24 protein-coding genes are annotated in these 23,470 nt (G+C 71.3%); 11 read left to right on the top strand and 13 right to left on the bottom strand.

Annotated features, from left to right (window positions below):
- Positions 1-33 precede the first annotated feature (33 nt).
- Both ACBJ32_RS52415 and ACBJ32_RS52410 read right to left on the bottom strand, forming a co-directional pair.
- On the bottom strand, positions 34-1,563 hold the full coding sequence (locus ACBJ32_RS52415; protein ID WP_375133264.1) for an amino acid permease: 1,530 nt from the start codon (positions 1,561-1,563) through the stop codon (positions 34-36).
- 146 nt (positions 1,564-1,709) lie between these two features.
- A complete protein-coding gene (locus ACBJ32_RS52410) occupies positions 1,710-2,252 on the bottom strand; it encodes a type 1 glutamine amidotransferase domain-containing protein (RefSeq protein WP_375133263.1) in 543 nt (180 codons plus the stop codon).
- 125 nt (positions 2,253-2,377) lie between these two features.
- Between ACBJ32_RS52410 and ACBJ32_RS52405 the strand changes: the two genes are divergently transcribed.
- The gene (locus ACBJ32_RS52405) at positions 2,378-2,644 is read left to right on the top strand and encodes a copper ion binding protein (protein WP_357889954.1); all 267 of its coding nucleotides are present in this window, start codon (positions 2,378-2,380) and stop codon (positions 2,642-2,644) included.
- Position 2,645: 1 nt separating this feature from the next.
- Here ACBJ32_RS52405 and ACBJ32_RS52400 read toward each other — a convergent pair whose 3' ends face one another.
- Positions 2,646-3,353, bottom strand: coding sequence for an SDR family NAD(P)-dependent oxidoreductase (locus ACBJ32_RS52400; protein ID WP_375133262.1), 708 nt, complete (start codon positions 3,351-3,353; stop codon positions 2,646-2,648).
- Between the two features lie 101 nt (positions 3,354-3,454).
- On the opposite strand from ACBJ32_RS52400, the gene ACBJ32_RS52395 reads away from it, so the two are divergent.
- The gene (locus tag ACBJ32_RS52395) at positions 3,455-4,288 is read left to right on the top strand and encodes a helix-turn-helix domain-containing protein (protein ID WP_375133261.1); all 834 of its coding nucleotides are present in this window, start codon (positions 3,455-3,457) and stop codon (positions 4,286-4,288) included.
- On the opposite strand, the gene ACBJ32_RS52390 is transcribed toward ACBJ32_RS52395, so the two are convergent.
- A complete protein-coding gene (locus tag ACBJ32_RS52390) occupies positions 4,244-4,600 on the bottom strand; it encodes a DUF2809 domain-containing protein (protein WP_375133260.1) in 357 nt (118 codons plus the stop codon). The two genes, ACBJ32_RS52395 and ACBJ32_RS52390, sit on opposite strands and share 45 nt — an antisense overlap.
- Positions 4,601-4,749: 149 nt before the next feature.
- On the opposite strand from ACBJ32_RS52390, the gene ACBJ32_RS52385 reads away from it, so the two are divergent.
- From ACBJ32_RS52385 to ACBJ32_RS52365, 5 genes are read left to right on the top strand one after another with little or no spacing between them, the layout of a single operon-like run.
- Positions 4,750-6,564, top strand: coding sequence for an ABC transporter substrate-binding protein (locus ACBJ32_RS52385; RefSeq protein WP_375133259.1), 1,815 nt, complete (start codon positions 4,750-4,752; stop codon positions 6,562-6,564).
- A gap of 16 nt (positions 6,565-6,580) precedes the next feature.
- Positions 6,581-7,633: an ABC transporter permease gene (locus tag ACBJ32_RS52380; RefSeq protein ID WP_375133258.1), complete on the top strand. Its 1,053-nt coding sequence runs from the start codon at positions 6,581-6,583 to the stop codon at positions 7,631-7,633.
- Positions 7,630-8,511, top strand: a complete 882-nt coding sequence (locus ACBJ32_RS52375) for an ABC transporter permease (protein WP_375133257.1) — start codon at positions 7,630-7,632, stop codon at positions 8,509-8,511. Before ACBJ32_RS52380 ends, ACBJ32_RS52375 begins: the two co-directional genes overlap by 4 nt.
- Positions 8,508-9,482 (top strand): ABC transporter ATP-binding protein, encoded by a 975-nt coding sequence (locus ACBJ32_RS52370; protein ID WP_375133256.1) that lies wholly within the window; start codon positions 8,508-8,510, stop codon positions 9,480-9,482. Before ACBJ32_RS52375 ends, ACBJ32_RS52370 begins: the two co-directional genes overlap by 4 nt.
- A gap of 40 nt (positions 9,483-9,522) precedes the next feature.
- Entirely contained in the window at positions 9,523-10,530 is a 1,008-nt protein-coding gene (locus ACBJ32_RS52365; protein WP_375133255.1) for an ABC transporter ATP-binding protein, read from the top strand.
- Between the two features lie 97 nt (positions 10,531-10,627).
- Here the strand turns inward: ACBJ32_RS52365 and ACBJ32_RS52360 are convergent, their stop codons facing one another.
- Complete coding sequence (locus ACBJ32_RS52360; RefSeq protein WP_357889980.1) at positions 10,628-11,275, bottom strand: response regulator transcription factor; 648 nt, start codon at positions 11,273-11,275, stop codon at positions 10,628-10,630.
- Between the two features lie 96 nt (positions 11,276-11,371).
- Positions 11,372-12,559, bottom strand: a complete 1,188-nt coding sequence (locus ACBJ32_RS52355) for a sensor histidine kinase (protein ID WP_375133254.1) — start codon at positions 12,557-12,559, stop codon at positions 11,372-11,374.
- Between the two features lie 109 nt (positions 12,560-12,668).
- Between ACBJ32_RS52355 and ACBJ32_RS52350 the strand changes: the two genes are divergently transcribed.
- Positions 12,669-13,757, top strand: a complete 1,089-nt coding sequence (locus tag ACBJ32_RS52350) for an alpha/beta hydrolase family protein (RefSeq protein WP_375133253.1) — start codon at positions 12,669-12,671, stop codon at positions 13,755-13,757.
- Here the strand turns inward: ACBJ32_RS52350 and ACBJ32_RS52345 are convergent.
- A complete protein-coding gene (locus ACBJ32_RS52345; RefSeq protein WP_375133252.1) occupies positions 13,738-14,913 on the bottom strand; it encodes an FAD-dependent monooxygenase in 1,176 nt (391 codons plus the stop codon). The two genes, ACBJ32_RS52350 and ACBJ32_RS52345, sit on opposite strands and share 20 nt — an antisense overlap.
- Before the next feature lie 60 nt (positions 14,914-14,973).
- Here ACBJ32_RS52345 and ACBJ32_RS52340 point away from each other — a divergent pair, with 60 nt between their 5' ends.
- Entirely contained in the window at positions 14,974-15,543 is a 570-nt protein-coding gene (locus ACBJ32_RS52340; protein WP_375133251.1) for a TetR/AcrR family transcriptional regulator, read from the top strand.
- Between the two features lie 52 nt (positions 15,544-15,595).
- Here ACBJ32_RS52340 and ACBJ32_RS52335 read toward each other — a convergent pair whose 3' ends face one another.
- On the bottom strand, positions 15,596-16,234 hold the full coding sequence (locus tag ACBJ32_RS52335; RefSeq protein WP_375133250.1) for a maleylpyruvate isomerase N-terminal domain-containing protein: 639 nt from the start codon (positions 16,232-16,234) through the stop codon (positions 15,596-15,598).
- A 101-nt stretch (positions 16,235-16,335) separates the two neighbouring features.
- Positions 16,336-17,064, bottom strand: a complete 729-nt coding sequence (locus ACBJ32_RS52330; protein WP_375133249.1) for a nucleotidyltransferase domain-containing protein — start codon at positions 17,062-17,064, stop codon at positions 16,336-16,338.
- Positions 17,065-17,074: 10 nt separating this feature from the next.
- On the opposite strand from ACBJ32_RS52330, the gene ACBJ32_RS52325 reads away from it, so the two are divergent.
- A complete protein-coding gene (locus ACBJ32_RS52325; protein ID WP_375133248.1) occupies positions 17,075-17,890 on the top strand; it encodes an SDR family NAD(P)-dependent oxidoreductase in 816 nt (271 codons plus the stop codon).
- Here the strand turns inward: ACBJ32_RS52325 and ACBJ32_RS52320 are convergent.
- Together ACBJ32_RS52320 and ACBJ32_RS52315 are read right to left on the bottom strand one after the other, a co-directional pair.
- Positions 17,877-18,818, bottom strand: a complete 942-nt coding sequence (locus tag ACBJ32_RS52320; RefSeq protein WP_357889998.1) for a ribose-phosphate pyrophosphokinase — start codon at positions 18,816-18,818, stop codon at positions 17,877-17,879. The two genes, ACBJ32_RS52325 and ACBJ32_RS52320, sit on opposite strands and share 14 nt — an antisense overlap.
- A gap of 153 nt (positions 18,819-18,971) precedes the next feature.
- The gene (locus tag ACBJ32_RS52315) at positions 18,972-19,598 is read right to left on the bottom strand and encodes an HAD family hydrolase (RefSeq protein WP_375133247.1); all 627 of its coding nucleotides are present in this window, start codon (positions 19,596-19,598) and stop codon (positions 18,972-18,974) included.
- A gap of 130 nt (positions 19,599-19,728) precedes the next feature.
- Here ACBJ32_RS52315 and ACBJ32_RS52310 point away from each other — a divergent pair, with 130 nt between their 5' ends.
- Positions 19,729-21,528: an alkyl/aryl-sulfatase gene (locus ACBJ32_RS52310; protein ID WP_375133246.1), complete on the top strand. Its 1,800-nt coding sequence runs from the start codon at positions 19,729-19,731 to the stop codon at positions 21,526-21,528.
- Positions 21,529-21,532: 4 nt separating this feature from the next.
- Here the strand turns inward: ACBJ32_RS52310 and ACBJ32_RS52305 are convergent, their stop codons facing one another.
- Complete coding sequence (locus ACBJ32_RS52305; protein WP_375133245.1) at positions 21,533-22,000, bottom strand: hypothetical protein; 468 nt, start codon at positions 21,998-22,000, stop codon at positions 21,533-21,535.
- A complete protein-coding gene (locus tag ACBJ32_RS52300; protein ID WP_375133244.1) occupies positions 22,000-23,454 on the bottom strand; it encodes a purine-cytosine permease family protein in 1,455 nt (484 codons plus the stop codon). The genes ACBJ32_RS52305 and ACBJ32_RS52300 overlap by 1 nt, the downstream gene beginning before the upstream one ends.
- Positions 23,455-23,470 lie beyond the last annotated feature (16 nt).

Here is a 23,470-nt window from a genome sequence, read left to right as displayed (position 1 = left end):
GGTACGGCCTCGCGCCGTACCCATCGGCTCCTTTCACGTGGTGGGGACCTCGTCGACCGTACGGCGGGGTCCCGTGAACCAGTGGCGGGCCGACAGGGCCCACCACAGCGCGATCCCGATCAGCACCACCCCGACGGCGATCGGCGCGTAGTTGACCGACGTCCAGGTGAAGTCGGCGTTGCCGGGCACGCCGGCCGGCGAGAACGGCATGATGAAGTAGATCGAGACGATCACGATCTCGACGCAGGCGATCCAGCACAGCGCCTTGTACTTCTTGCCGAGCGTCCACGGGCCGGGCTGGAAGGCGTCGCCCATGCGCAGGCGCAGCCAGATCGGGATGAGGAAGGCCAGGTAGAGCCCGATGACGGCGATCGAGACGACGGCGTAGAAGGCGACCGGCGTGGTCAGGCCGGGAGGGGCGTAGAGGGCGGGCAGGGTGATCAGGGCGGCGGCGACGCAGCCGGCGATGATCGCGTTGACCGGGGTGCGGTTGCGGTCCACCTTCGACCACAGGCGCCAGCCGGGGACGGCGCCGTCGCGCGAGAACGCGTACGTCATCCGGGACATCGAGGTCACGCAGCTCATCCCGCAGAAGAACTGGCCGATCGTGGAGATCGCGAAGATGGCCGTGGCGAGCGGGGAGGACAGCGCCGTCTCGAAGATGGCGCCGACGAAGCCGGCCTGCTTGTTGAGCTCGTCCACGTTCGTGGCGGCGAACAGGAACGACAGCAGCAGGATCCAGCCGCCGATGGCCGAGTAGAAGATCGACTGCCACAGGCCGCGGGCCGCGCTCCTGGCCGCGCCCTGGGTCTCCTCCGACACGTGCGCGCAGGCGTCGAAGCCGGTGATCGTGTACTGGGTGAGCAGGAAGCCGAGCGGCAGCACGTACAGCCAGAAGGGCAGCCCCTCCGAGCCGTCACCGAAGCCCGAGTTGTTGTTGGTGCCGAAGAAGACGAAGTCGGCCGACTGGTGGCTCTCCGGGGCGAAGATCAGGATGGCGACGATGATCGCGGCGCCGGCCACGTGCCACCAGACGGAGACGTTCTGCAGCAGCGAGATCAGCCTGTGGCTGTAGATGTTGATCAGGGCGTGCAGCGCGAGGACGATCACGAAGAGGAGGAACGCCTGTGGCAGGGTGCCCTCCCAGGCGCCCCCGGTCAGGCGGTTCAGGGTGATGTTGAGGAACGTGGCGCAGCCGTAGTCGACCGACGCGGTGACGGCGATGAGGCCGATGAGGTTGAGCCAGCCGGTGAACCAGCCGTGGATCGGCTTGCCCAGCTTGGCGGCCCACCAGTAGATGCCGCCCGCCGTCGGGTACGCCGAGACCAGCTCCGACATGCAGAAACCGATGATCAGGATGAACAGGGAGATCAGCGGCCAGCCCCACGAGATGGCGATGGGGCCGCCGTTGTTCCACGCCTGTCCGAAGGTCGTGAAGCAGCCGGCGAGGATGGAGATGATCGAGAAGGAGATGGCGAAGTTCGAGAAACCGCTCCAGGTGCGTGCCAGCTCCTGCTTGTAGCCGAGCTCGGCCAGTCGCCTGGAATCCTCTTCAGTGGTCATTGAGGTCTCCCTGGGGGGCGCGGAGGACGCTCCTTTTGGTCTACGTCTAGACCATTTCTTTCCAGGGGACAAGGCGTTACAGGAGGGTTTCGATCTCGTCAGGCGGGACGGTGGTCCCCCGCCAGGCGGGGGACCACCGGCAGGGGTCAGGAGAAGACGTCCGTGGCCGCCTGGCAGAACGCCTTGAGGTCGTCCGGCTTGCGGCTGGTGACCAGCGTGTTCGGGCCTTCCGGGCAGACCATGACCTCCTTGTCCACCCAGGTCGCCCCGGCGTTGCGCAGGTCGGTCTGCAGGCTGGGCCAGGACGTCAGGGTCCGGCCGCGGACGACGTCCGCCTCGATCAGCGTCCACGGCGCGTGGCAGATGGCGGCCACCGGTTTGCCCGAGTCGAAGAAGGCCCGGACGAACCGTACGGCCTGGGGCACCGTACGCAGGAAGTCGGGGTTCGCGACGCCGCCTGGCAGGACGAGGCCGTCGAAGTCGGCCGCGTCCACGTCGTCCACCGTGGCGTCCACGGCGAAGGTGTCCGCCTTGTCCAGGTGGTTGAACCCCTGGACCTTGCCGGAGGCGGTCGAGACGAGCCGGGGCGTGCCACCGGCCTGCTTGACCGCCTTCCACGGTTCCGTGAGCTCCACCTGCTCGACTCCCTCGGGAGCGACCAGGAAAGCGATGGTCTTGCCGTCCAGCATGTGACTCGTCCCCCTTGGACATCGGTGTTTCCCACCCTCTTTCCGTGGGCGGCGGATGTATGCGCATTTACCCTAGGGGGGTATATTGGGCGGCGTTGCGAGAGCCGAGAGTGAGGAGCGGATCCATGACTGTTGCCACGTACCAGGTAGAGGGCATGACCTGCGGCCACTGCGTGAGCGCCGTGACCCAGGAGGTCGGCAAGGTGGCCGGGGTGAGCGGGGTCGAGGTCGATCTGGCGTCCGGGGCGGTGACGGTGACCAGCGCGGCGCCGATCGATGCCGCCCTGATCGACGCCGCGGTGGCCGAGGCCGGTTACGAGCTCGGCGGCAAGGTCGAGCTGCTGCCCCAGGCGGGCGGGTCGTCGTGCTGCGGCACCGGCGGCTGCCACTAGCTCACCAGGGCAGCGGCCCGCCGGCGTCGAAGTAGCCGCCCGTGGGGCCGTCGGGGGCGACCTGGGCCATCCTGACGATGATCTCGGCGCCCTCCTCGACGGTCTGGATGCCGGTGTTGTGGTTCAGGTCCGTCTTGGTGAAGCCCGGCTCCACGGCGTTGACGCGCATGGCGGGGAACGCCTTCGCGTACTGCACGGTGATCATGTTCACCGCCGCCTTGGAGGCCGGGTAGGCGACCCCGGGGTACGCGTACGCCGGGGTGCCCTCGGCGGTGACCCTGGCGAGCGAGGCCAGGCCGCTGCTGAGGTTCACCACGACGGGGGCGGCGGAGCGCAGCAGCAGGGGCAGGAAGGCGTGCGTGACGCGGACCAGGCCGAAGACGTTCGTCTCGAAGACGGCGCGCAGGTCGTCGGCCGTCACGTCCGCGGCGCCGATCACGCCGCCGCCCGCCGTCCGCCCCTCGACGCCGGCGTTGTTGATCAGCACGTCCAGCCCGCCGTCCGCCTCGATGGTCCGCGCGGCGGCGGCCACGGAGGCGTCGTCGGTGACGTCCAGGACGACCGGCCGCGCGCCGAGCCTGCCGGCGGCCACCCGGCCGCGCTCGGCGTCGCGGCTGCCGAGATAGACGGTGTGGCCGGCCTCGACGAGGCGGCGGGCGGTCTCGAAGCCGAGCCCCTTGTTCGCTCCGGTGATCAGTGTCGTGGTCATGTCTCCAGCGTGCGGCGGAGCTCCGGGAGCAGCCATTCGTCCGGTTTTCCTGGGACTGACAGTGCCAGGGACATCCCGGGCAGGCAGGGCAGACTGGGGGCATGAGGGAGTTCGGGCAGGCAGTGCGCCGCTGGCGCGACCGGGTGAGGCCGGAGGCGGTGGGGCTGGCCGCCGGCGGGCACCGGCGCGCGGCCGGGCTGCGCCGCGAGGAGCTGGCGCTGCTCGCCGGGATCTCCGCCGACTACGTCAGCCGGCTCGAACAGGGCCGGGCCGCCAACCCCTCACCGCAGGTCGTCGAGGCGCTGGCCCGGGCGCTGCGGCTGTCGGCGGACGAGCGGGCGTACCTGTTCAGGACGGCCGGGCTGGCGCCGCCGTGCCCCGACACCGTGCCCGCGTTCATCCCGCCCAGCGTGCACCGGATGCTGGACCGGCTGGCCGGCACGCCGGTCGGCGTCTACGACGCGGCCTGGACGCTGCTGCTGGCCAACCCCATGTACGCGGCGCTGATGGGCGACCCGTCCGGGTGGCGTGGCAACGAGCGCAACGGCGTGTGGCGCAACTTCGCCGGGCCGGGCGGCCGGGTCAGGCATACGCCGGAGGAGCGGCGCCGGTTCGAGGCCACGATGGTGGCCGACCTGCGTGCGACCGCCGGGCAGTATCCGGCCGACCGGCAGCTCCGGCGGCTGGTCGGGGAGTTGCGGGCCAGGAGCGAGCGGTTCGCCGAGCTGTGGGACGCGGGGGTCGTCGGGCGGCAGGAAGGCGGGCGGAAGATCATCGATCACCCGCAGGTGGGGGCGCTGACGCTGGACTGCGACATCCTCAGCGTGGCGGGCAGCAACCTGCGCGTCATGATCTACACGGCCGAGCCTGGCACAGAGGACGCCGAACGTCTAGCCCTGCTGGGCGTCCTCGGCACCCAGTCGATGGTGGGCTAGCCAGCAGACAGCGGCCCCGGCGGTGTACCAGAACAGGTCGGGCGGGTTGAACGTGCTGCCCAGCACCGGTCGCAGGATCGCGGGGATCTCCCCGAGCTGGGCGAACTCGATCGCCCAGCTCAGCCCGGCCGACACCGCCGCGGCCACCCAGGGGCGCACCTTCGGAAGGGCGAGCACGAGAAGTGCGTAGATGAGTGCGGTGTAGAGCGCGTCACCGGCATACTTCGGGACAGGCCCGTCCCAGAGCGCGCGGACGCCGAGCCCGCACGCGACGATCACGACGCAGGCCAGGGCTGTCAGCAGGCGGGGCACCAGCTCACGGTAGTGCCAAGAGTGCTGAAAATTTACACCGCTAAAGGAAACGAAGGTGAAACAATTTTCCGCACCTCGTTGACATGCGGACTCCGTATGGTGTGCCTTTCTCTACACAGGAACACCCCCCGCCTGAAGGTGAGGCACACATGAGGAAATGGTTCGCGCGCCTGGCTGCGCTGGGCGTCGCGCTATTAGTGGCCGGTCAGGGCGCCACGGCGGCCCATGCCCAGGATCCGGCGGCGGGGAAGAAAATCGTACGCGTCGGCGCGACGCAGGCCATGGACTCGATGAACCCCTTCCTGGCCGTCCGCCTGGTCTCGACGTCCATCCACCGCTGGATGTACGGCTACCTCACGGTGCCCGACTCCAAGACGCTCCAGCCCAGCGCCGACCTGGCCGAGTCGTGGAGCACGTCGGAGGACGGGCTCACCTGGACGTTCAAGATCCGCCAGGCCAAGTGGTCCGACGGCAAGCCGATCACGGCCGAGGACGCGGCCTGGACGTTCAACAAGATGATGACCGACGAGGCCGCCAAGACCGCGAACGGCCCGGCGGTGGAGAACTTCGAGAGCGTCACCGCCAACGGGCAGGACCTGGTCATCAAGCTCAAGGCACCGCAGGCGTCCATGCTGGACAACCCGGTCCCGATCATGCCCAAGCATGTCTGGGAGTCGGTCACCGACATGGCGAACTACGACGCCGAGAAGTACCCGGCCGTGACCAGCGGCCCGTACATCGCGATCGAGCACAAGAAGGACCAGTACGTCAAGCTGCAGGCCAACCCCAACTACTGGCGGGGCGCGCCCAAGGTCAACGAGCTGCAGGTCATCTTCTACGACAACCCGCAGGCCGCCATCGCGGGCCTGAAGAACGGTGACATCGACCTGCTCGGCCGGATGACCCCGCAGGAGTTCGAGGCCATCCAGAACGACCCCAACATCGAGGCCTGGAACACCCAGGGCCGCCGCGCGTCGTACCTGCAGATCAACCACGGCGCCACCACCAGCGACGACAAGCCCATCGGCGACGGCCACCCGGCGCTCAAGGACGTCAAGGTCCGCCAGGCGCTGCACCACGCCATCGACAAGCAGAAGCTGGTCGACGAGGTGCAGAACGGCCTGGCCAAGGTGGCCGACGGCTCGATCGTGCCGCCGATGTACAAGGACTTCTTCTGGGAGGCCGCCGGCGACACCAAGGTCACCTACGACCCCGCCAAGGCCAACCAGATCCTCGACGACGCCGGCTACAAGAAGGGCGCCGACGGCATCCGTACGATGCCCGACGGCAAGCGCAAGCTGGAGTGGCGCTTCACCATCCACACCGACACCCCGATCGAGGACAAGCTCGCCGAGTACATGACGGGCTTCATGAAGGAGATCGGCGTCACGCTGACCACGGTGAAGCTGGACTCCAGCAAGTTCACCGAGGAGACCGGCGTCGCGGCCACCTTCGACATCGCGATCAGCGGCTGGTCGGTCAACCCCGACCCCGAAGAGGTCTTCGCCACGCACCTGTGCAGCCGCAGGCCCGCCGCGAACGGCGAGGGCGGCGGCACCGAGTCCTTCTACTGCAACGAGACCTTCGAGCAGCTCTACAAGGACCAGCAGAAGGAGCTCGACCGGCCGAAGCGGGCCGAGATCATCAAGAAGATGCAGGAGCAGCTCTACACCGACGCTCCCATCATCGCGATCTACTACACCAACGACCTCGAGGGTTACCGCAAGGACCGCATCACCAGCATCACCCCGATCCCGGAGGACAAGGGCCTGCTGTACGGCGGCAGCGGCTACTGGCCGTTCTACACCGTGGACGTCAAGGCCCAGGCGCCTACAGGCGGCGGCGACGGCGGCTCCAACACGGGCCTCATCTGGGGCGGGATCGTCGGCGCCGTGGTGATCGTAGGACTGGGGGCCTTCTTCCTGACCAGGCGGCGCAAGAGCGCCGCCGACGAGCGCGAATGACCCCAGAAGCACAGGTATGACGACTCCGCTTGACGCAGCAGAGCCCGCCGTCCAGGCGGCGGGCCCCGCTGACGAGCGCCCCGTCCGCCGCGGCACGCTGCAGTACGCGCTGTCCAAGGCCGGTGGGGCGCTGTTCAGCATCGCCATGGTGCTCGTCGGCACGTTCTTCGTGTTCCGGCTGCTGCCCGGCGACCCCGTGCGGAACCTGGCCCAGGGCCGCAACATGACGCCGACCCAGCTCGACCTGGAACGGCGCCGCCTCGGGCTGGACAAGCCGCTGATCGACCAGTTCTTCGACTTCGTGGGCGACACGCTCCGGCTCGACCTCGGCACCTCCTACGAGTACAAGCGGCCGGTCATCGACCTGATCGGCGAGCGGATCGGCCCGACGCTGCTGCTCACGGGCACGGGCCTGGTCATCGCGGTCAGCCTGGGCATCTGGCAGGGCACCCGCGCCGGCTGGCGGCACGGCAGCCGCTTCGACCGCTTCTCCACCGGCGCGTCGCTGCTGCTGTGGTCGGTGCCGACGTTCTGGCTCGGGCTGCTGCTGATGATGGTGTTCGGCGTCGGCATCGGGCCCATCCCGGGCATCTTCCCGTTCAGGGGCATCGAGAGCGTGGACGCGCCCGACGGGTTCGCGTACGTGCTCGACGTGGCCTCCCACATGGTGCTGCCCTGCCTGACGCTGGTGGCCGTGGTGTACGCGCAGTACCTGCTGGTCATGCGCTCCTCGCTGCTGGAGGAGGTCAGCCAGGACTACGTGACCGTGGCCCGCGCCAAGGGGCTGCGTGACGACGAGGTACGCCGCCGCCACGCCGTGCCGAACGCGCTGCTGCCCACGGTGACGCTGGTGTTCATGCGCATCGGGTTCGTGGTCGGCGGCGCGGTCACCGTGGAGTACATCTACACCTGGCCGGGCCTGGGCCAGCTCTTCTACCGGGCGATCGAGGTGCCCGACTTCACGCTCATGCAGGGCACGTTCATGCTGATCACCGTGTCGGTGATCGTCATGAACACGCTGGCCGACGTCGTCTACCATCTGCTCGACCCGAGGGTGAGATCGGCATGACCAGTGTCGCCATGGCCCGCAGGCGGCTCGCCCTGAGCCGCTTCTGGGCCGACTACCGCCACCACCGCGCCGGCGTCGCCGGCCTGGTGGTCCTGCTCGCCGCCGTGCTGCTCGCGCTGGTCGCGCCGCTGTTCATCGACGAGAGCGTGACCAACGTCGTGGACGCCCCCGGCGAGGACTTCGACGGCCCGAGCCTGGCCTTCCCCTTCGGCACGGACGAGTCCGGGCGGTCCGTCCTGCTGATGGTCTGGTGGGGCTCGCGCACGTCACTGCTCATCGGCTTCCTCGCCGCCGTGCTCAGCATCGTGATCGGCCTGGTCGTCGGCATCGCCGCCGGGCACTTCCGCGGCTGGACCAACGGGATCCTCATGCGGATCACCGACTGGTTCCTCGTGCTGCCCTCGCTGGTCACCGCGCTGGTGCTGGCCGCCATCCTGGGCGGGAGCACGTTCACCGTCATCATGGCGATCGCCGTCACGTCCTGGCCGTCCACCGCGCGCCTGATCAGGGCCCAGACGCTGGCCGTCGAGGCCAGGCCGTACATCGAGCGCTCCAAGGCGCTCGGCGCCGGGCACTGGCACATCACCACCCGCCACGTGCTGCCCAACGTGGCCCCGCTGCTGCTGGCCAGCACCACGCTGGAGGTCGCCAGCGCCATCGTCACCGAGTCGACGCTGGCCTTCCTCGGCGTCACCTCCAACAAGACCTCCTGGGGCACCATGCTGCGCGCCTCCTACGACTTCGGCGCCGCCACCAACGGCGCCTGGTGGTACATCCTCATCCCCGGCCTGGCCATCCTCGTGGTCGTCATGGCGTTCACCCTGGTCGGGCGGGCGCTGGAGGCCGTGCTCAACCCCAGGCTGAGGAGGGCGGCATGAGTCTGCTCGAACTCGACGACGTGTCCGTGACCTACCGCATCGCCTCGGGCGAGGTGCCCGCCGTGCGCGGGGTGTCGCTGGCCCTGGAGTCCGGAGCGGCGCTCGGAGTCGCCGGCGAGTCCGGGTCCGGCAAGTCCACGCTGGCCATGGCGCTGCTCCGGCTCCTGCCCCGGGACGCCCGCGTCGGCGGCAGGATCCTGCTCGACGGCGATGACGTGCTGGCCATGAAGTGGGGCCGGCTGCGCGCCGTCCGCTGGGCCGAGGCCTCGATCGTCTTCCAGGGCGCCCAGCACGGGCTCAACCCCGTACGCCGGATCGGCGAGCAGATCGCCGAGCCGCTGCTCGTGCACAACCTGGCCAAGCCGGACGCCGCCCGCAAGCGCGTCGCCGAGCTGCTCGAACAGGTCGGCCTGCCCGCCTGGCGGTCCCGCAGCTTCCCGCACGAGCTGTCCGGCGGGCAGCGGCAGCGCGTGATGATCGCGATGGCGCTGGCCTGCTCGCCCCGGCTGATCATCGCCGACGAGCCGACCACCGCGCTCGACGTGATGGTGCAGGCCCAGGTGCTCACCCTGATCAAGGAGCTGGTCGCCGAGCAGGGCATCTCGCTCATCATGATCTCGCACGACCTGTCCGTGCTCGCCGACGTGTGCGACCAGCTCGCCGTCATGTACGCGGGCCGCGTGGTCGAGCACGGGCCGTCCGGCGAGGTGTTCCACGAGGCCAGGCACCCCTACAGCCGGGCGCTGGCCGCGGCGTTCCCGACCGTGGGCGACCCGGTCTCGCGGATGGCGCCCAAGGGGCTGGGCGGCGACCCGCCCGACCCCATGCACCTGCCCAGCGGCTGCTCGTTCCACCCGCGCTGCCCGGTCGCGCTGGACGAGTGCGCCTCGCTGGACGTCGAGCTGTGGCCGGCGGGGCCGGGGCGTACGGCGGCCTGCGTGCACGTCAGAGCGACGGAGGAGGCCGTATGACCGGGACGTTCGTGCGGGCCGGGGCGCTGGAGGAGGCCGTATGACCGAGACGCAGACCAGTGCCGAGGCGGTCGCGACCACCCGGCCGACCCTGCTGGAGGCTCGCGACCTGCACGTCGAGTTCTCCTCCAGAGGCCGCCGCGCCCGCGCCGTGGACGGCGTGAACCTGGCCATCGGCGCGGGCGAGATCGTCGCCCTGGTCGGCGAGTCCGGCTGCGGCAAGACCACGCTCGCCCGCACCCTCCTCGGCCTCGAACGCCCCACCTCCGGCGAGGTCCGCTACGACGGCCACCCGCTGAACTACACCTCCAAGGCGCTCAAGGCCTACCGCAGGCAGGTGCAGCTCGTCCTTCAGGACCCGACCGGCTCGCTCAACCCCAGGCACACGGTGTACGAGGCCGTCGCCGAGGGCCCGCGCATCCACGGCCTGCGGGACGAGCAGGACGTCGTGGCCACGGCCCTGTCACACGCGGGGCTGCGGCCGCCCGACCGGTTCTTCCTGCGCTACCCGCACGAGCTGTCGGGCGGGCAGCGGCAGCGCGTGGTGATCGCCGGCGCGCTGGCGCTGAACCCGAAGGTGCTGATCGCCGACGAGCCGGTGGCCTCGCTGGACGCCTCCGTGCGCGGCGAGATCCTGGCCCTGCTGCTGCGGCTGCGCGCCGAGCTGGGCCTGTCGGCGCTGGTCGTCACCCACGACCTCGGCCTGGCCTGGAACATCGCCGACCGGGTGGCCGTGATGTACCTGGGCAGGATCGTCGAGTCGGGGCCCGTGGAGCAGGTGCTGACCGCGCCCCGGCATCCGTACACGCAGGCGCTGATGTCGGTGCTGCCCGAGTCGCCGGAGCGGGTGGTGCTGACCGGCGAGCCGCCGGACCCGACCAGGATCCCCGGCGGATGCCGCTTCCACGCCCGCTGCCAGGTGCTCGCCTCCGGCAAGGCCGCCGAGGCTGGGGTGGACGGGCGGTGCCGTACGGAGCTGCTGGACGTCCTTCCTGCCGTGCCCGAGGCGCAGGCGGCCTGCTATTACGCGGAGACGACCGGCCAGTGACCCGGTGATCCGCCTCGCCAGGTGACCCGCCTCGCCGGGCGGGCCGCCTTGCCGGGCGGGTCGCTCTGTCAGGTGGGCCGCCGGCGCGCGGAGGCGGTCAGCGCAGGTCGGCGTCGTGGACCAGGATCGCGGCCTGGACCCGGTTGGCCAGGCCCAGCTTGGCCAGCACCCGGCTGACGTGCGCCTTCACCGTGGCCTCCGTCAGGCGCAGCTCGCGGCCGATCTCGGCGTTGGACAGGCCGCGGGCCAGCGCCTTGATCACGTCCCCCTCCCGGCCGGTGAGCCCGTCGAGCTGCCTGCGGGCGGCCTCGGCGCGCGAGGGGGCGCGGTCGGCGTACTGCGCGATCACCCGCTTGGTGACGGACGGGGAGAGCATCGCCTGACCGTCGGCGACCGTGCGCACGGCGGCGGCCAGCTCTCTCGGCGGGGTGTCCTTGAGCAGGAAGCCCACGGCGCCCAGGCGCAGCGCCGCGTGCACGTACTCGTCCACGTCGAACGTGGTCAGCATGACCACCTTGGGCGCCTGGGGATCCAGGAGGATGCGCGCGGCGGCGCTCAGGCCGTCCATGACGGGCATCCGCACGTCCATCAGCACCACCTCGGGCCGCAACCGCCCCACCGCCGAGACCGCCTCGGCGCCGTCACGCGCCTCACCGATCACCGAGATGTCGCCCGCCGCCTCCAGGATCAACCGCAGCCCCGACCGTACGAGCGCCTCGTCGTCCACCACGAGCACCCTGATCACGCAGAGCCCCCGTCGCTCACGGCCCTGCCACCCACGCAAGGTCCGCTCATACCGCGTTCCCGCCGCTCACGGCGCTGCCGCTGGCGAGGAGCCCGCTCATGCCGGGATCCTGGCGCTGACGAGGAAGCCGCCGCTCTCCTCGGCGCTGGTGCGCAGCGAGCCGCCGAGGAGCTCCACCCGCTCGCGCAGCCCCACCAGGCCCCAGCCGGCGCCCGGCAGCTCCTCGGGCGGCGCGTGCGGCGCCTGGTTGCGCACCTCCACCTCCAGCTCGCCGTCGCCGAACCGGAGCAGCACGTCCGTGGGCACGCCGCCCGCGTGCTTGTGCACGTTGGTGAGGGCCTCCTGGATCACCCGGTACGCCGTCCGCTCCACCGTCTCCTCCACCGGCCGGGGCTCGCCCTCGTCGCGCCGGGTCACCGCGATGCCCAGGGCGCGGGACTGGTCGAGCAACCGGTCGAGGTCGCCGAGCGTCGGCTGCGGCCGGTAGCCGGCGTCGAGATCGCCCAGGACGGACCCCGGCCGGTGGCCGCCGGGGGCGGGCCGCGAGCGGGAGCCGGCGTCGACGGCCCCGGTGCGGGGCGCGCGCAGCACCCCGAGCACGTCGCGCAGGTTGGCCAGGGCTTCCCTGCCGATCCCGCCGATCATGGCGGCGGTCTCGGCCGTCTCCTCGTCGGTGGCCCGCACCTCCAGCGCCCCCGCGTGCAGCACGATCAGCGAGACCCGGTGGGCCACGACGTCGTGCATCTCCCTGGCGATCCTGGCGCGCTCCTGCGCCCTGGCCTGCTCGGCCCGCATGACCTGCTCGCGTTCGAGCCGCTGCGCGCGCTCCCTGGCCGCCTCCAGCACCTCGGCCCTGGCACGCGTCCACAGCCCCACGGCCAGCGGCAGCCCGATCATGCCCAGCGCCATGAACAGCGCGTTGCCCAGACTGGCGGTCAGCATCTCCTGCAGCCCGTCGCGCGCCTCGCCGACCACCGCCGAGACGCCGCAGACGACCAGGCAGGCGCCGACGTAGGCGGCGATGCCGCGGCTCCTGCTGAGCGTGCGGCCCGCGAAGTAGGAGGCGACCAGCAGCGGCGGCCACACCACGAGCCAGGCGTAGGTGACGGCGCCGACGGCGGCCAGCGGCCACCAGGACCGCCGCGCGTGCCAGGCAGCCACGCCCGCCGCCCCGGCGATCGCGACCTGAACGGGCAGCGGGAGGCCGGACGGCACCCCCATCTGCCCGCTCATCACGAACAGGGACAACGCGAAGAGCCCCGCGCCGAGCAGTACGAACCGCATGGTCACAGCGTAGGGGCGCGCCGGGGGATGGCCTTACGACGAAAGTAGTGGGTGTGGACAGACGATCGGGGAGGACGCTTCCGCCCGCCCTTCCGGCAGCGTGGTCGCCATGCGAAACACCGCTGCCGCGGCAGCCCTGTCGTTCCTCGTCCTGTCCGCCATCCCCGCCCAGGCCGCGCACGCGGCCGTGCCTGCCGGAGCCGAGGCCCGGGCGGGCCTTGCCTTGCCGAAGCCGACCGGGTCGAAGCCCGTCGGCACGACCACCCTGCACCTGGTCGACAGGAGCCGCCCCGACCCCTGGAACCCGGAGGCGGACCGGCGGGAGCTGCTGGTCTCGCTCTGGTATCCGGCGAAGAAGGCGACCGGGCGGCCGGCGCCGTACCTGACCGCGCAGGAGTCGGCGGCGGTGCTCAAGGGCTTCCAGGTCGATCCTGACGCCCTCACCAAGGTCAGGACGCACGCCCGCCTGAACGCCCCCGCCGCGGGAGGCAGGCGGCCGCTGGTCGTCATGTCGCCCGGGTTCAGCTTCCCGCGCGCCACCCTGACCTCGCTGGCCGAGGACTTCGCGAGCAGGGGATACCTGGTCGCGGCCGTGGAGCACACGTACGAGTCGGTCGCCACCACCTTCCCCGACGGCCGCACCACCACCTGCCTGGCCTGCGTGAAGGGCCAGGACCACGCGAAGGTGGCCACGGGCAGGGCGAAGGACGTGCGGTTCGTGCTCGACGAGCTGACCGGGGGCGGCTGGGGCAAGAAGATCGACCGGTCACGGATCGCCATGGTCGGGCACTCGATCGGCGGTTACGCGGCGGCCCGGACCATGCTCGCGGACGGCCGGATCAAGGCCGGGGTGAACCTGGACGGCACGTACCGGGTGGAAGAGCCGCTCAAGCGGCCGTTCATGCTGATCGGAGCGCCGAAGTCGCACACGCCCGGCGGCACCGACGACTCCTGGAGGCAGGCGTGGCCGAACCTGACCGGCTGGAAGCGCTGGATCACGGTGAAGGGCACCGACCACTCGGCGTTCGTCGACTACGCGGTGCTCAGACCGCAACTGGGACTGCCCGCGCAGGAGCTCGACGGCGCTCGGGCGCTGGAGATCACCCGCGCCCACCTGGCGGGCTTCCTCGACCGGCACCTGCTGGGCAAGCACACTGCGGTCAAGGACCATCCGGAGGTCACCGTGCATAATCCTTGAGCGTGACGGCGTTCGCGGCGCGGAGGATGGGGCCGGTGATCCGCTCGATCATCCGGTTCCTGCCGGGCAGGCGCGGGAGCAGCCGCATCATCCTGAGCTGGAACCACAGCGCCGCCCGCGACCCGATGACCATGCCCTTGACGTTGGCGGGCCCCAGCGCCTGGTTGGCCGCCACGAAGGGCCGCAGCTCCCGCTCGTAACCCTCCGTCCCGCCGCCCGTGGCCAGCTCGCCCGCCAGCACGTACGCGCCCACGAGCGCCAGGCTGGTGCCCTGCCCGGAGGCGGGGGAGGCGCAGTATCCCGCGTCGCCCACCAGCACGACCCGCCCCTTCGACCAGCGGTCCAGGTGGATCTGGGCGACCGAGTCGAAGTAGAAGTCCTCGGCGTCGCGCACGGCCTCCAGCAGCGCGGGCACCTGCCAGCCGACCCCGTCCATGGCCCGCGCGAGCAGCAGCTTCTGCCCGGCGACGTCGCGGTGGTCGTGGTCCAGCGGCGGCGACGACCACATGAACAGGGCCTTGGCCGCCGTGTCCTGCCGGGTGCTGTAGACGTTCGCGGTCCTGCCGACGGCCGCGTGCACGGCCTCCTCGCGGTCCAGGCCGAGCGTGTTCGGCACGGTGCAGATGGAGATGTAGTGGCCGAGGTCGCGGGTGCAGGTCTGTTCCGCGCCGAAGGCGAGCCGCCGGACGTTGGAGTGGACACCGTCGGCCCCGACGACCAGGTCGAACGTGCGCGGCTGGGCGCGTTCGAACGTCACGGTGCCGTCCTCGGCGATGCCGGTGATCGAGTCGCCGAAGACGTACTCGACCTCGTGGCGGGTCAGGTCGTACAGCAGCTCGTTGAGGTCGCCGCGCATGATCTCGGCGTCGTCGCCCGTACGGCCGCCGAACAGGTCGGCGTCCATGGCGGCCAGCGGGCGGCCGGCGGCGTCGTAGTAGGTGGCGACGCGCATGTCCGTGCCCCTGGCGCGGACGGCGTCCAGCAGGCCCATGCGCTCGACCACCTCGAGCGCGGCACCGCGCACGTCCACCTTGTAGCCGCCCGTGCGGATGGCGGGGGCTCGCTCGACCACGGTCACGGTGTAGCCGTGCCGCCGCAGCCAGTACGCCGTCGCCGTGCCCGCGATGCTCGCGCCCGAGATGAGGATGTTCGTCATGAGCGAGACGGTACAGACGTCTCAGACGCTTGTCTAGTACGGATGTGTTAGTCTCTGGGCATGGGAAACAGGGAAGATCTGCTGGCGGGGGCGAAGCGATGCCTGATCGAGAAGGGCTACTCGCGCACGACCGCGCGCGACATCGCGACCGCGTCCGGCGTGAGCCTGGCTGGCATCGGTTACCACTTCAGGTCGAAGGAAGCGCTGATGAACGAGGCGCTGTTCGAGGTGATGAAGGAGTGGGGCGAGGAGCTGGCGGCGACCCTGTCGGCCGACGTGCGGCCGGACGCCACGCCGCTGGAGCGGTTCGAGGCGGCGTGGGACCGGGTGGTGGAGTCGTTCGGGAAGCTGCGCCCGCTCTGGGTGACGCAGTTCGAGCTGCTCGGGCACATCGACCACGCCGCACCGGAGGTGCGGGAGCAGCTCGCGCGGGCCATCGGGGAGGCGCGGCTGGGGCTCGCCGAGCTGTTCGAGGGGGTCACGCTGGGCACCGATCCCGAACGCGAGCGGCTCACGGGCACGGTCTACCAGGCCATGCTGACCGGCTTCCTGTCGCAGTGGCTGCTCGACCCCGACAGCGCGCTGTCGGGCCGCGAGGTGGTCGCGGCCCTGCGCATGATCGTGAACTGAACCGAGGGACGGCGGCCGCCGGTCATGGCCGGTCCCTGCCCGGCGGGTGGGATCAGAACGCGCTGATCGTGGCCGGGGCCCGCTCGGCCCTGCTCAGCGTGCGGATGACCGCCGTCGGCCCGTGGCGGTGCACGGCCAGCCGGGCCAGCAGCTCCACCACCGGATCGATCACCGAGGAGGGCAGCTCGGGAGTCTCCACCCCCACGCTGGCGGCCAGGTCGTCGGAGTGCACGACCAGCTCCACGAGCCGGGTGAGCAGGAAGTCGTCCAGCCGCAGCGACCAGCCGGACCACGGCAGGTGCACGACCCGGTCGGCCGGTTCGGCGGCCAGCGCCGCGCTCTGCATCTCGTACAGCGCCTGCGCCCGCTCGACCAGCACCGCGGGGCCGGCCGCCGCGGCCGCCTCGCCGCCGCGCCGGACGCTGAGGTTGCTCTCGTGGTCGAGGCCGGCCTGCACCCACGGCGAGCGCGAGTAGTGCTCGATGAGCGTGATGGGCTCCCCGGCCTGCCCGTTCGGCGCCAGCACGTCGCCGACCCTGACGAGCTGGTGGGCCAGGTGCCCGGCCAGCCCCGCGACGCTGAACTCCATCAGCGCGCTCGGCTTGTCCCACGATGCCGCCACGGCCGGATCGCGCAGGAGCGACACCGCCGACGCCGCGGCCTCCAGATAGGACCGCCTGCTCTCCCCCATGTGCCGCCCTTCCCAGGTTTCAGGTGGTGATTGGCGCTACCACTACGCACGTAACAAACCACCGGCGCAGCGCGGTTCTTCCTGGTGAGATGGGATTCATCTCAGCCGAGTGCCCGCCTGATCGCCGACTTGACGAACGCCCGAGCCAGCCGCGCCCGCCTGAACCGGCTCAGCACCGGCGCCGGCGTGCCGTAGCGGCGGGCGCGGATGTCGGCCACCACCGTCTCCGGCGCCCCCAGCTCGGCCAGCACGTCCAGCGCCTCCAGCTTGCTGATCAGCCGTCCCTCCCGCAACGTGACGGTGGCCCTGGCGACCGTCACCATGCCCAGGTCCACCCAGACGTCCTGCAGCCAGCGCCGCCGTTCCTGCGCCTTGACCAGCCAGAAGTCGCGCAGGTCCGTACGGACGTACCGGGTCAGCTCCTCCTCCGACACCGGCGGCAGCAGGCCGGCGGGCGGCGGCCCGTACAGCACCCTGGCCCCGTCGTGCAGCTCGCGCCGGGTGACCGCGCTGACGGGCCGCCGGTAGATCTGGCTGTGCGCCCACGTGATGTGCTCGGTCGCCAGGTCGTCCAGCTCCTGCCTGGACATGTACGAGCAGTGCAGCCGCTCCGCCAGCGGCAGGCGGAGCCTGCGGTGCACGGCCTTGATCCGCCGCCAGTCGCCCATCGTGGCCGGCGAGTCGAGCACCGCGATCAGGTCGAGGTCGCTGCGTCCCTCCTGGTAGTCGCCCGCCGCGAGCGAGCCGTGCGCCCAGAGCGCGACCAGGGGGACGGCCGGCTCGATGCTGTCGAGAAAATGCCTTAGCAGTCGTTCGGTGGCTGCGTGCATGATGGCAACTATGATCGATACACGGCTGACAGGAAAGGTTGCGCTGATCACAGGTGCCAATCACGGCATCGGTGCGGCGACGGCGACCGCGCTGGCGGCCGAGGGGGTGGCGGTCTTCCTGACGTACAAGCGCCTCGCGCCCTTGAACGAACCTGCCTATCCGGACACCTACGACCGGGTCAGGGCCGACACCGCGGACGACGTCGTCCGCCGCATCCGCGAGGCGGGCGGCACCGCGGAGGCCGCCGAGGCCGACCTGGCGGACCCCGAGGCGCCCAAGCTGCTGTTCGACCTGGCCGAGAAGGCGTTCGGTCCGGTGGAGATCCTGGTCAACAATGCCAGCGCCGGGCTGGGCAACACCTTCGCGCCCGCCGGGCACGACGCCTTCGGCCGCTCGCTGCGGATGGTGGACGTGGAGACGCACGACAGGCAGTTCGCGGTGGACGCGCGGGCGGCCGCGCTGCTGATCTCGGAGTTCGCCCGGCGGCACGTGGCGCGCGGCGCGACCTGGGGCCGCATCATCGGCCTGACCTCCGGCGGGCCCAACGGCTTCCCGACGGAGGTCTCGTACGGCGCGGCGAAGGCGGCCCAGGAGAACTACACCATGTCGGCCGCGCACGAGCTGGGCCCCTACGGCATCACGGCCAACATGGTCTACCCGCCCGTCACCGACACCGGCTGGATCAACGACGAGGTGGCCAGGGCGGTCACCGAGAGCGCGGTGCTCAAGGAGATCGCGCAGCCGGAGGACGTGGCCGAGGTGATCACGTTCCTGGCCTCGCACCAGGGGCGGCGGGTGACCGGGCAGCTCCTCAGGATGTACTGAACAGGGCGCTCACCGACTCGCCGTAGTGGATCCGGCGCATGGCCTCGGCCAGCGCGGACGCGATCGACAACACGGTGAGCTTGTCGCCGGGCTTGGCCGGTGGCGGGACGGTGTTGGTGCAGACGATCTCCTGGACCTCGGGCAGCGCGCTGAGCCGCTCGATGGCGCCGCCGGAGAACAGGCCGTGCGTGCACGCCACCCGTACGGAGCGCACGTCGCGCTCGCGCAGCCGGTCGAGCAGCTCGATGACGGTGCTGCCCTTGGCGATCTCGTCGTCCAGGATGATGACGTCCTTGCCTGCCACGTCGCCGATCACCGAGCTGATCACGACGCGGTCGTCGCTGAAGCGCTGCTTGGCGCCCATCGCGACCCCGGTGCCCAGCAGGCGGGCGAAGTGGGCGGCCTCCTTGGCGTTGCCGAGGTCGGGGGAGACGACGACCGTGTTGGACAGGTCGTACTGACGGAAGTGCGCGGCCAGCTCGCGCAGCGCGTGCAGGTGGTCGACGGGGACGCTGAAGAAGCCGTGCACCTGCGGCGAGTGCAGCGTCATCGCCAGCACCCGGCTGGCGCCCGCGGCCACCAGCAGGTCGGCCACCAGCCGCGCGCCGATCGAGATGCGCGGGGCGTCCTTCTTGTCGCTTCTGGCGTAGGCGTAGTGAGGCATCACCACGGTGGTCCTGGCGGCGGAGGCCCCGCGGGCGGCGTCGAGCATGAGCAGCAGCTCGACCAGGTGCTCCTGCACGGGCGGCACGAGTGGCTGGATGAGGTACACGTCGCGCTCGCGGCAGTTGGCCTGGAGCTGCACTTCGAGCACGTCATTGGCGAAGCGGTTGATCTGTACGGGGTGCAGGGGTGTGCCCAGGTGGGCGCAGATCTCCTCGGCCAGGTCGGGGTGGGCGCTGCCGCTGAAAACCGTGATGTCTCGCACGATTCCCACATGGTAGCCAGAGGCGCCGACGTTCCACGAGACCAGCCCCGGGACCAGCGCGTCTCGCGCGACCGGCCCGGAACCGGCGCCTCTCCCAGGCCCGGCGCGGCGGTGGGGTGCCCCTCCCGGGTCCGGCGCGGCGGCCGGCGGGTCTCAGACGACCAGCTCGGAGGTCAGCGCGTCCAGGTCGGGCAGGACGCGCCAGGCCAGGTCGAGCGCGTCGGGCGCGGGCGGGTAGCGGGGGTGCGGTACGGCGATCACCCGCATCCCGGCCGCGTGCGCCGAACGCAGCCCGTTGCTGGAGTCCTCGACCGCCACGCAGCCGCGCGGGTCCACCCCGATCCGCCGAGCCGCCTCCAGGTACCCGTCGGGCGCCGGCTTGCCGCGCGGCACCTCCTCGGTGGAGACGGTGGCCGCGAAGCACTCGTCCAGCCCGGCCGCGGCCAGCACCACGTCGATCAGCCGGCGCGGGGACGAGCTGGCCAGCCCCAGCGTGAGCCGGCCCGCCAGCCGCCGCACCACCTCGACGGCCCCGGGCATCAGCGGCACCTCGTCCCGGTACCGCCCGGCCATCTGCTCGACGACCCCGCGGGCGATCTCGTCCGGCGGCAGCCCGACGCCGAGCTCGTGCAGGTACACGGCCCACTCGCCGGTGCTCATGCCCATGAGCCTGGACTGCGTGTCCGGCTGCCAGGCGCCGCCGTGGTCGGCGACGAACGCCCGGCGCACCTCCTCCCAGACCGGCTCGCTGTCCACCAGCACGCCATCGAGGTCGAACACGCACGCTTCCATGGATCCCCCTGCGACGATCAGCTCAGAACCAAGCCAACCACATGGACTTGTCGGAGATTCATCCTATTTAGGGCCTTTATTGAGCTATTTGCCCGAAAAGGAGGGCATGCGGCTGAGCATGGCAGACCTTCCCTTCCACGACAGGGGCGACTTCGAGGACGCGGACCGCGGCTTCCTCGCCAAGCTCAGCCCGGCAGTGATCAGAACGGTTGACGGCAGGGTCGTCTGGGACAACGACGCCTACGACTTCCTCCAGGAGGACTGCCCCGACACCGCCCATCCCAGCCTCTGGAGGCAGGGCCAGCTCTGCTCCAGACAGGGCCTGTACGAGGTCACGGACGGTGTCTACCAGGTCCGGGGCCTGGACCTGTCGAACATGACCCTCGTCGAGGGCGAGCGCGGCGTCATCGTCGTCGACCCGCTCATCTCCACCGAGTGCGCCGCCGCCGCGCTCAAGCTGTACCGCGCCCACCGCGGCGACCGTCCCGTCACCGGCGTGATCTACACCCACGCGCACGCCGACCACTTCGGCGGCGTACGCGGCGTCACCGGCGGCGGCGTGCCCATCCTGGCCCCCGCCGGCTTCATGCGGCACGCGGTCGCCGAGAACTTCTACGCCGGCCCCGCCATGACCCGCCGCGCCGTCTACATGTACGGCCGCGCCCTGCCCCGCTCCCCGCGCGGCCAGATCGGCGCCGGGCTCGGCATGACCGCCTCGACGGGCACCATGTCGCTCATCCCGCCCACGGACGAGATCGCCCGCACGGGCCAGGAGGAGACGATCGACGGGGTCAGGATGGTCTTCCAGCTCACCCCGGGCGCCGAGGCCCCCGCCGAGATGAACTTCCTGCTCCCCGGCCGCCGCGCCCTCTGCCTGGCCGAGAACGCCACCCACAACCAGCACAGCCTCCTGCCGCTGCGCGGCGCCGCCGTCCGCGACGTACGCGCCTGGGCGAGGTACCTGACCGAGGCCATCGCCCTGTTCGCCGGCCGCGCCGACGTCGCGTTCGCCTCCCACCACTGGCCCACCTGGGGCGCCGAGCGCGTGGAGCGCTTCCTCAGCCAGCAGCGCGACCTGTACGCCTACCTGCACGACCAGACCCTGCGCCTGCTCAACAAGGGCCTGACGGCAGCCGAGATCGCCGAGACCGTGCAGCTCCCGCCCGAGCTGGAGCAGGCCTGGCACACGCACGGCTACTCCGGCTCGCTCGTCCACAACGTCAAGGCCGTCTACCAGCGCTACCTGGGCTGGTTCGACGGCAACCCGGCGCACCTGTGGGAGCACCCGCCGAGGGAGAGCGCCATCCGGTACGTCGAGTGCCTGGGCGGCGGGGCGGCCGTGGTCGCGTTCGCCAGGCGCTACATCGACGAGAACGACCTGCGCTTCGCCGCCCAGCTGCTCAACCACGCGGTCTTCGCCGACGAGGGCAACAAGGAGGCCCGCGACCTGCTGGCCGAGGTCTACACCCGGCTCGGCCACGGCGCCGAGAACGCCACCTGGCGCAACTGCTACCTGATGGGCGCGCTGGAGCTGGCCGACGGCATCGTGCCCGCCGCCATGGACGCCGCCTCGACCGACTTCTTCGCCGCCCTGACCGTGGAGCAGATCTTCGACTCGATCGCCGTCCGCGTGGACGGGCCGCGGGCCTGGCACGAGCGGCTGTCCATCGACTGGCACCTGACCGACCTGGGGGAGCGCTACCGGACGACGCTGTCGAACGGCGCCTTCATCCAGCAGCCGGCCCCGCGCGACGGCGCCGCGGACCTCACGCTGCGGCTCACCAAGGCCCAGCTCGTCGGCCTGCTGACGGGCAAGGGCGTGGAGGGCGTGCGGCGCGAGGGGGACACGACGGTGCTGCAGCGTCTGGTGTCGGTGCTCGACCGCCCGGTGCCGGACTTCGCCATCGTGACGGCCTGACCCGTCACTCCCGATCGGCCTGCGCGCCCAGCGCCCTGCAGGCGAGCGCGAGCAGCGTCACCATGACCGCCGCGACCCCCGGGCCGACCAGCAGCGGCGTGGTCAGCTCGCCCGCGTGCCAGGCCGCCGCCACGATCGCCGCCGACGTCAGCACCGTCACGCCGAACATCGCGCCCCACAGCGGCAACACGTGCAGGTAGGCGAACAGCAGCGGGAAGGCCACCCACACGAACGGCGGCGCCGCCACGGCCAGCACGGCCCACCCGCCGGTCACCAGCCCCAGCCACACCCGCCCCGCCACGGCCCTGCCCTGGACCGCGGGCCCGGCGGCGTACAGCAGGCCGAGCAGCGCGCCCCCCGCCGCGGGACCGGGGCGGTCCTCGCGCAGCACACCGACCACGGCGATCGCCAGCAGCCCGCAGGCCGTGACGTGCACCGCCCACCTCAGCAGTCGCGACGGCAAGTCAGTCATCAATCACTAAGAGTAACCCTATGCCGGGGGTGCGCGACAGCGGTGATCAGGTAGTACAGCACCCCGGCCAGCACGAGCGCGATGACCACGCCGATGTTCGCGGTCCCGAACGTGCCGGCCTTCAGCTCGTCGCTCATCAGGAAGCCGACGACCCTGGCGATGTTCGGGTCCGCAGAGGTGATGAGCCCCAGCCCCACGGCCGACGCCACGACCAGCGACACCAGGCCCGGCCAGTTGAGCGCGGGCGCGCCGGCCCGGAGCAGCCGCTCGTCGTAGGCCCGCCCGCCGGCCCGCAGCCGCCACATGTCCACCAGGAAGATCGCGACCCAGGCCGCCATCACCACGCCGACGATCGCCAGGAACGCCTGGAACGTGGCCAGGAAGCTGGTGGAGACGAACAGCAGGTAGTAGCCGCCGAGCACCATGAGCAGCCCGTCGATCAGCACCGCGTAGTGCCGCCTGACGGGCACGCCCAGCGCCAGCATCGACAGCCCCGACGAGTAGATGTCCATGATCGCGCCCGCCAGGAAGCCGCCGACGGCGGTCAGCAGGTACGGCACCAGGAACCAGGTCGGCAACGCCCCCGCCAGCGCCGCCACCGGATTGGCGCCCGCCGCCTCGGCCAGCGTGGGATCGCCGCCGACCAGCAGCACCCCGAACACCAGCAGCACCAGCGGCGGCAGCGCGCCCCCGAGCGTCGTCCACAGGGCCACCGAGCGCGGCCGGGAGCTCGCGGGCAGGTAACGGGAGTAGTCGGCGCCGCAGTTGACCCAGCCCAGGCCCAGCAGCGTCATGGCGAAGATGACCCCGCCCACCCAGCCGCCCGCGCCCGACGTGGTCTCCAGCGAGCCCGCGCCGAGCCTGGGCACCATGAGGACCAGGTAGACGACGGTCAGCACGATGAACGCGTAGGTCAGGTAGCGCTGCACCACCATGATCATCGCGTGCCCGTACACGCCGACCGCGATGACCACGACCGCCGCGACGGCGAAGCAGATCGCCGTGACCGTCGCGGGCGGCACGCCGGCATCCAGCTGCCCGGACGCGGGGAGACCGGGGCCGAGCCGTCTGATGATCTCCGCGCCGCTCTGTGCCGCGAGCGTGACGAGCACGATCTCCCAGCCGACGTTGGAGATGTACGACAGGAGGGTGGGCAGCTTGTTGCCCTGGTAGCCGAACGGCGCCCGCCCCAGCGTCATCGTCGGCACCCCGGATCTGGCCCCGGCGACGGCGACCAGGCCGACCAGCAGGAACGACAGCGCGTACCCGACAGCGCCGGTGATGATCGCGGGCACCACGCCCAGCCCGAGCCCGACGACGTACACGCCGAAGGCCACCCCGAACAGCGACAGGTTGGCGCCCGCCCAGGGCCAGAACAGGTCCCTCGGCCTGCCGCGCCGCTCCCCCTCGGGGACCGCGTTGATGCCGTTCTGCTCGACCGCCATCGTTCCCATGATCGGACGTTACCCA

Source organism: Nonomuraea sp. GTA35, from assembly GCF_041950525.1.
Taxonomy (GTDB): Bacteria; Actinomycetota; Actinomycetes; order Streptosporangiales; family Streptosporangiaceae; genus Nonomuraea.
Note: the sequence above shows the minus strand (reverse complement) of the source record. Positions and strands in the feature narration are given on the sequence as shown.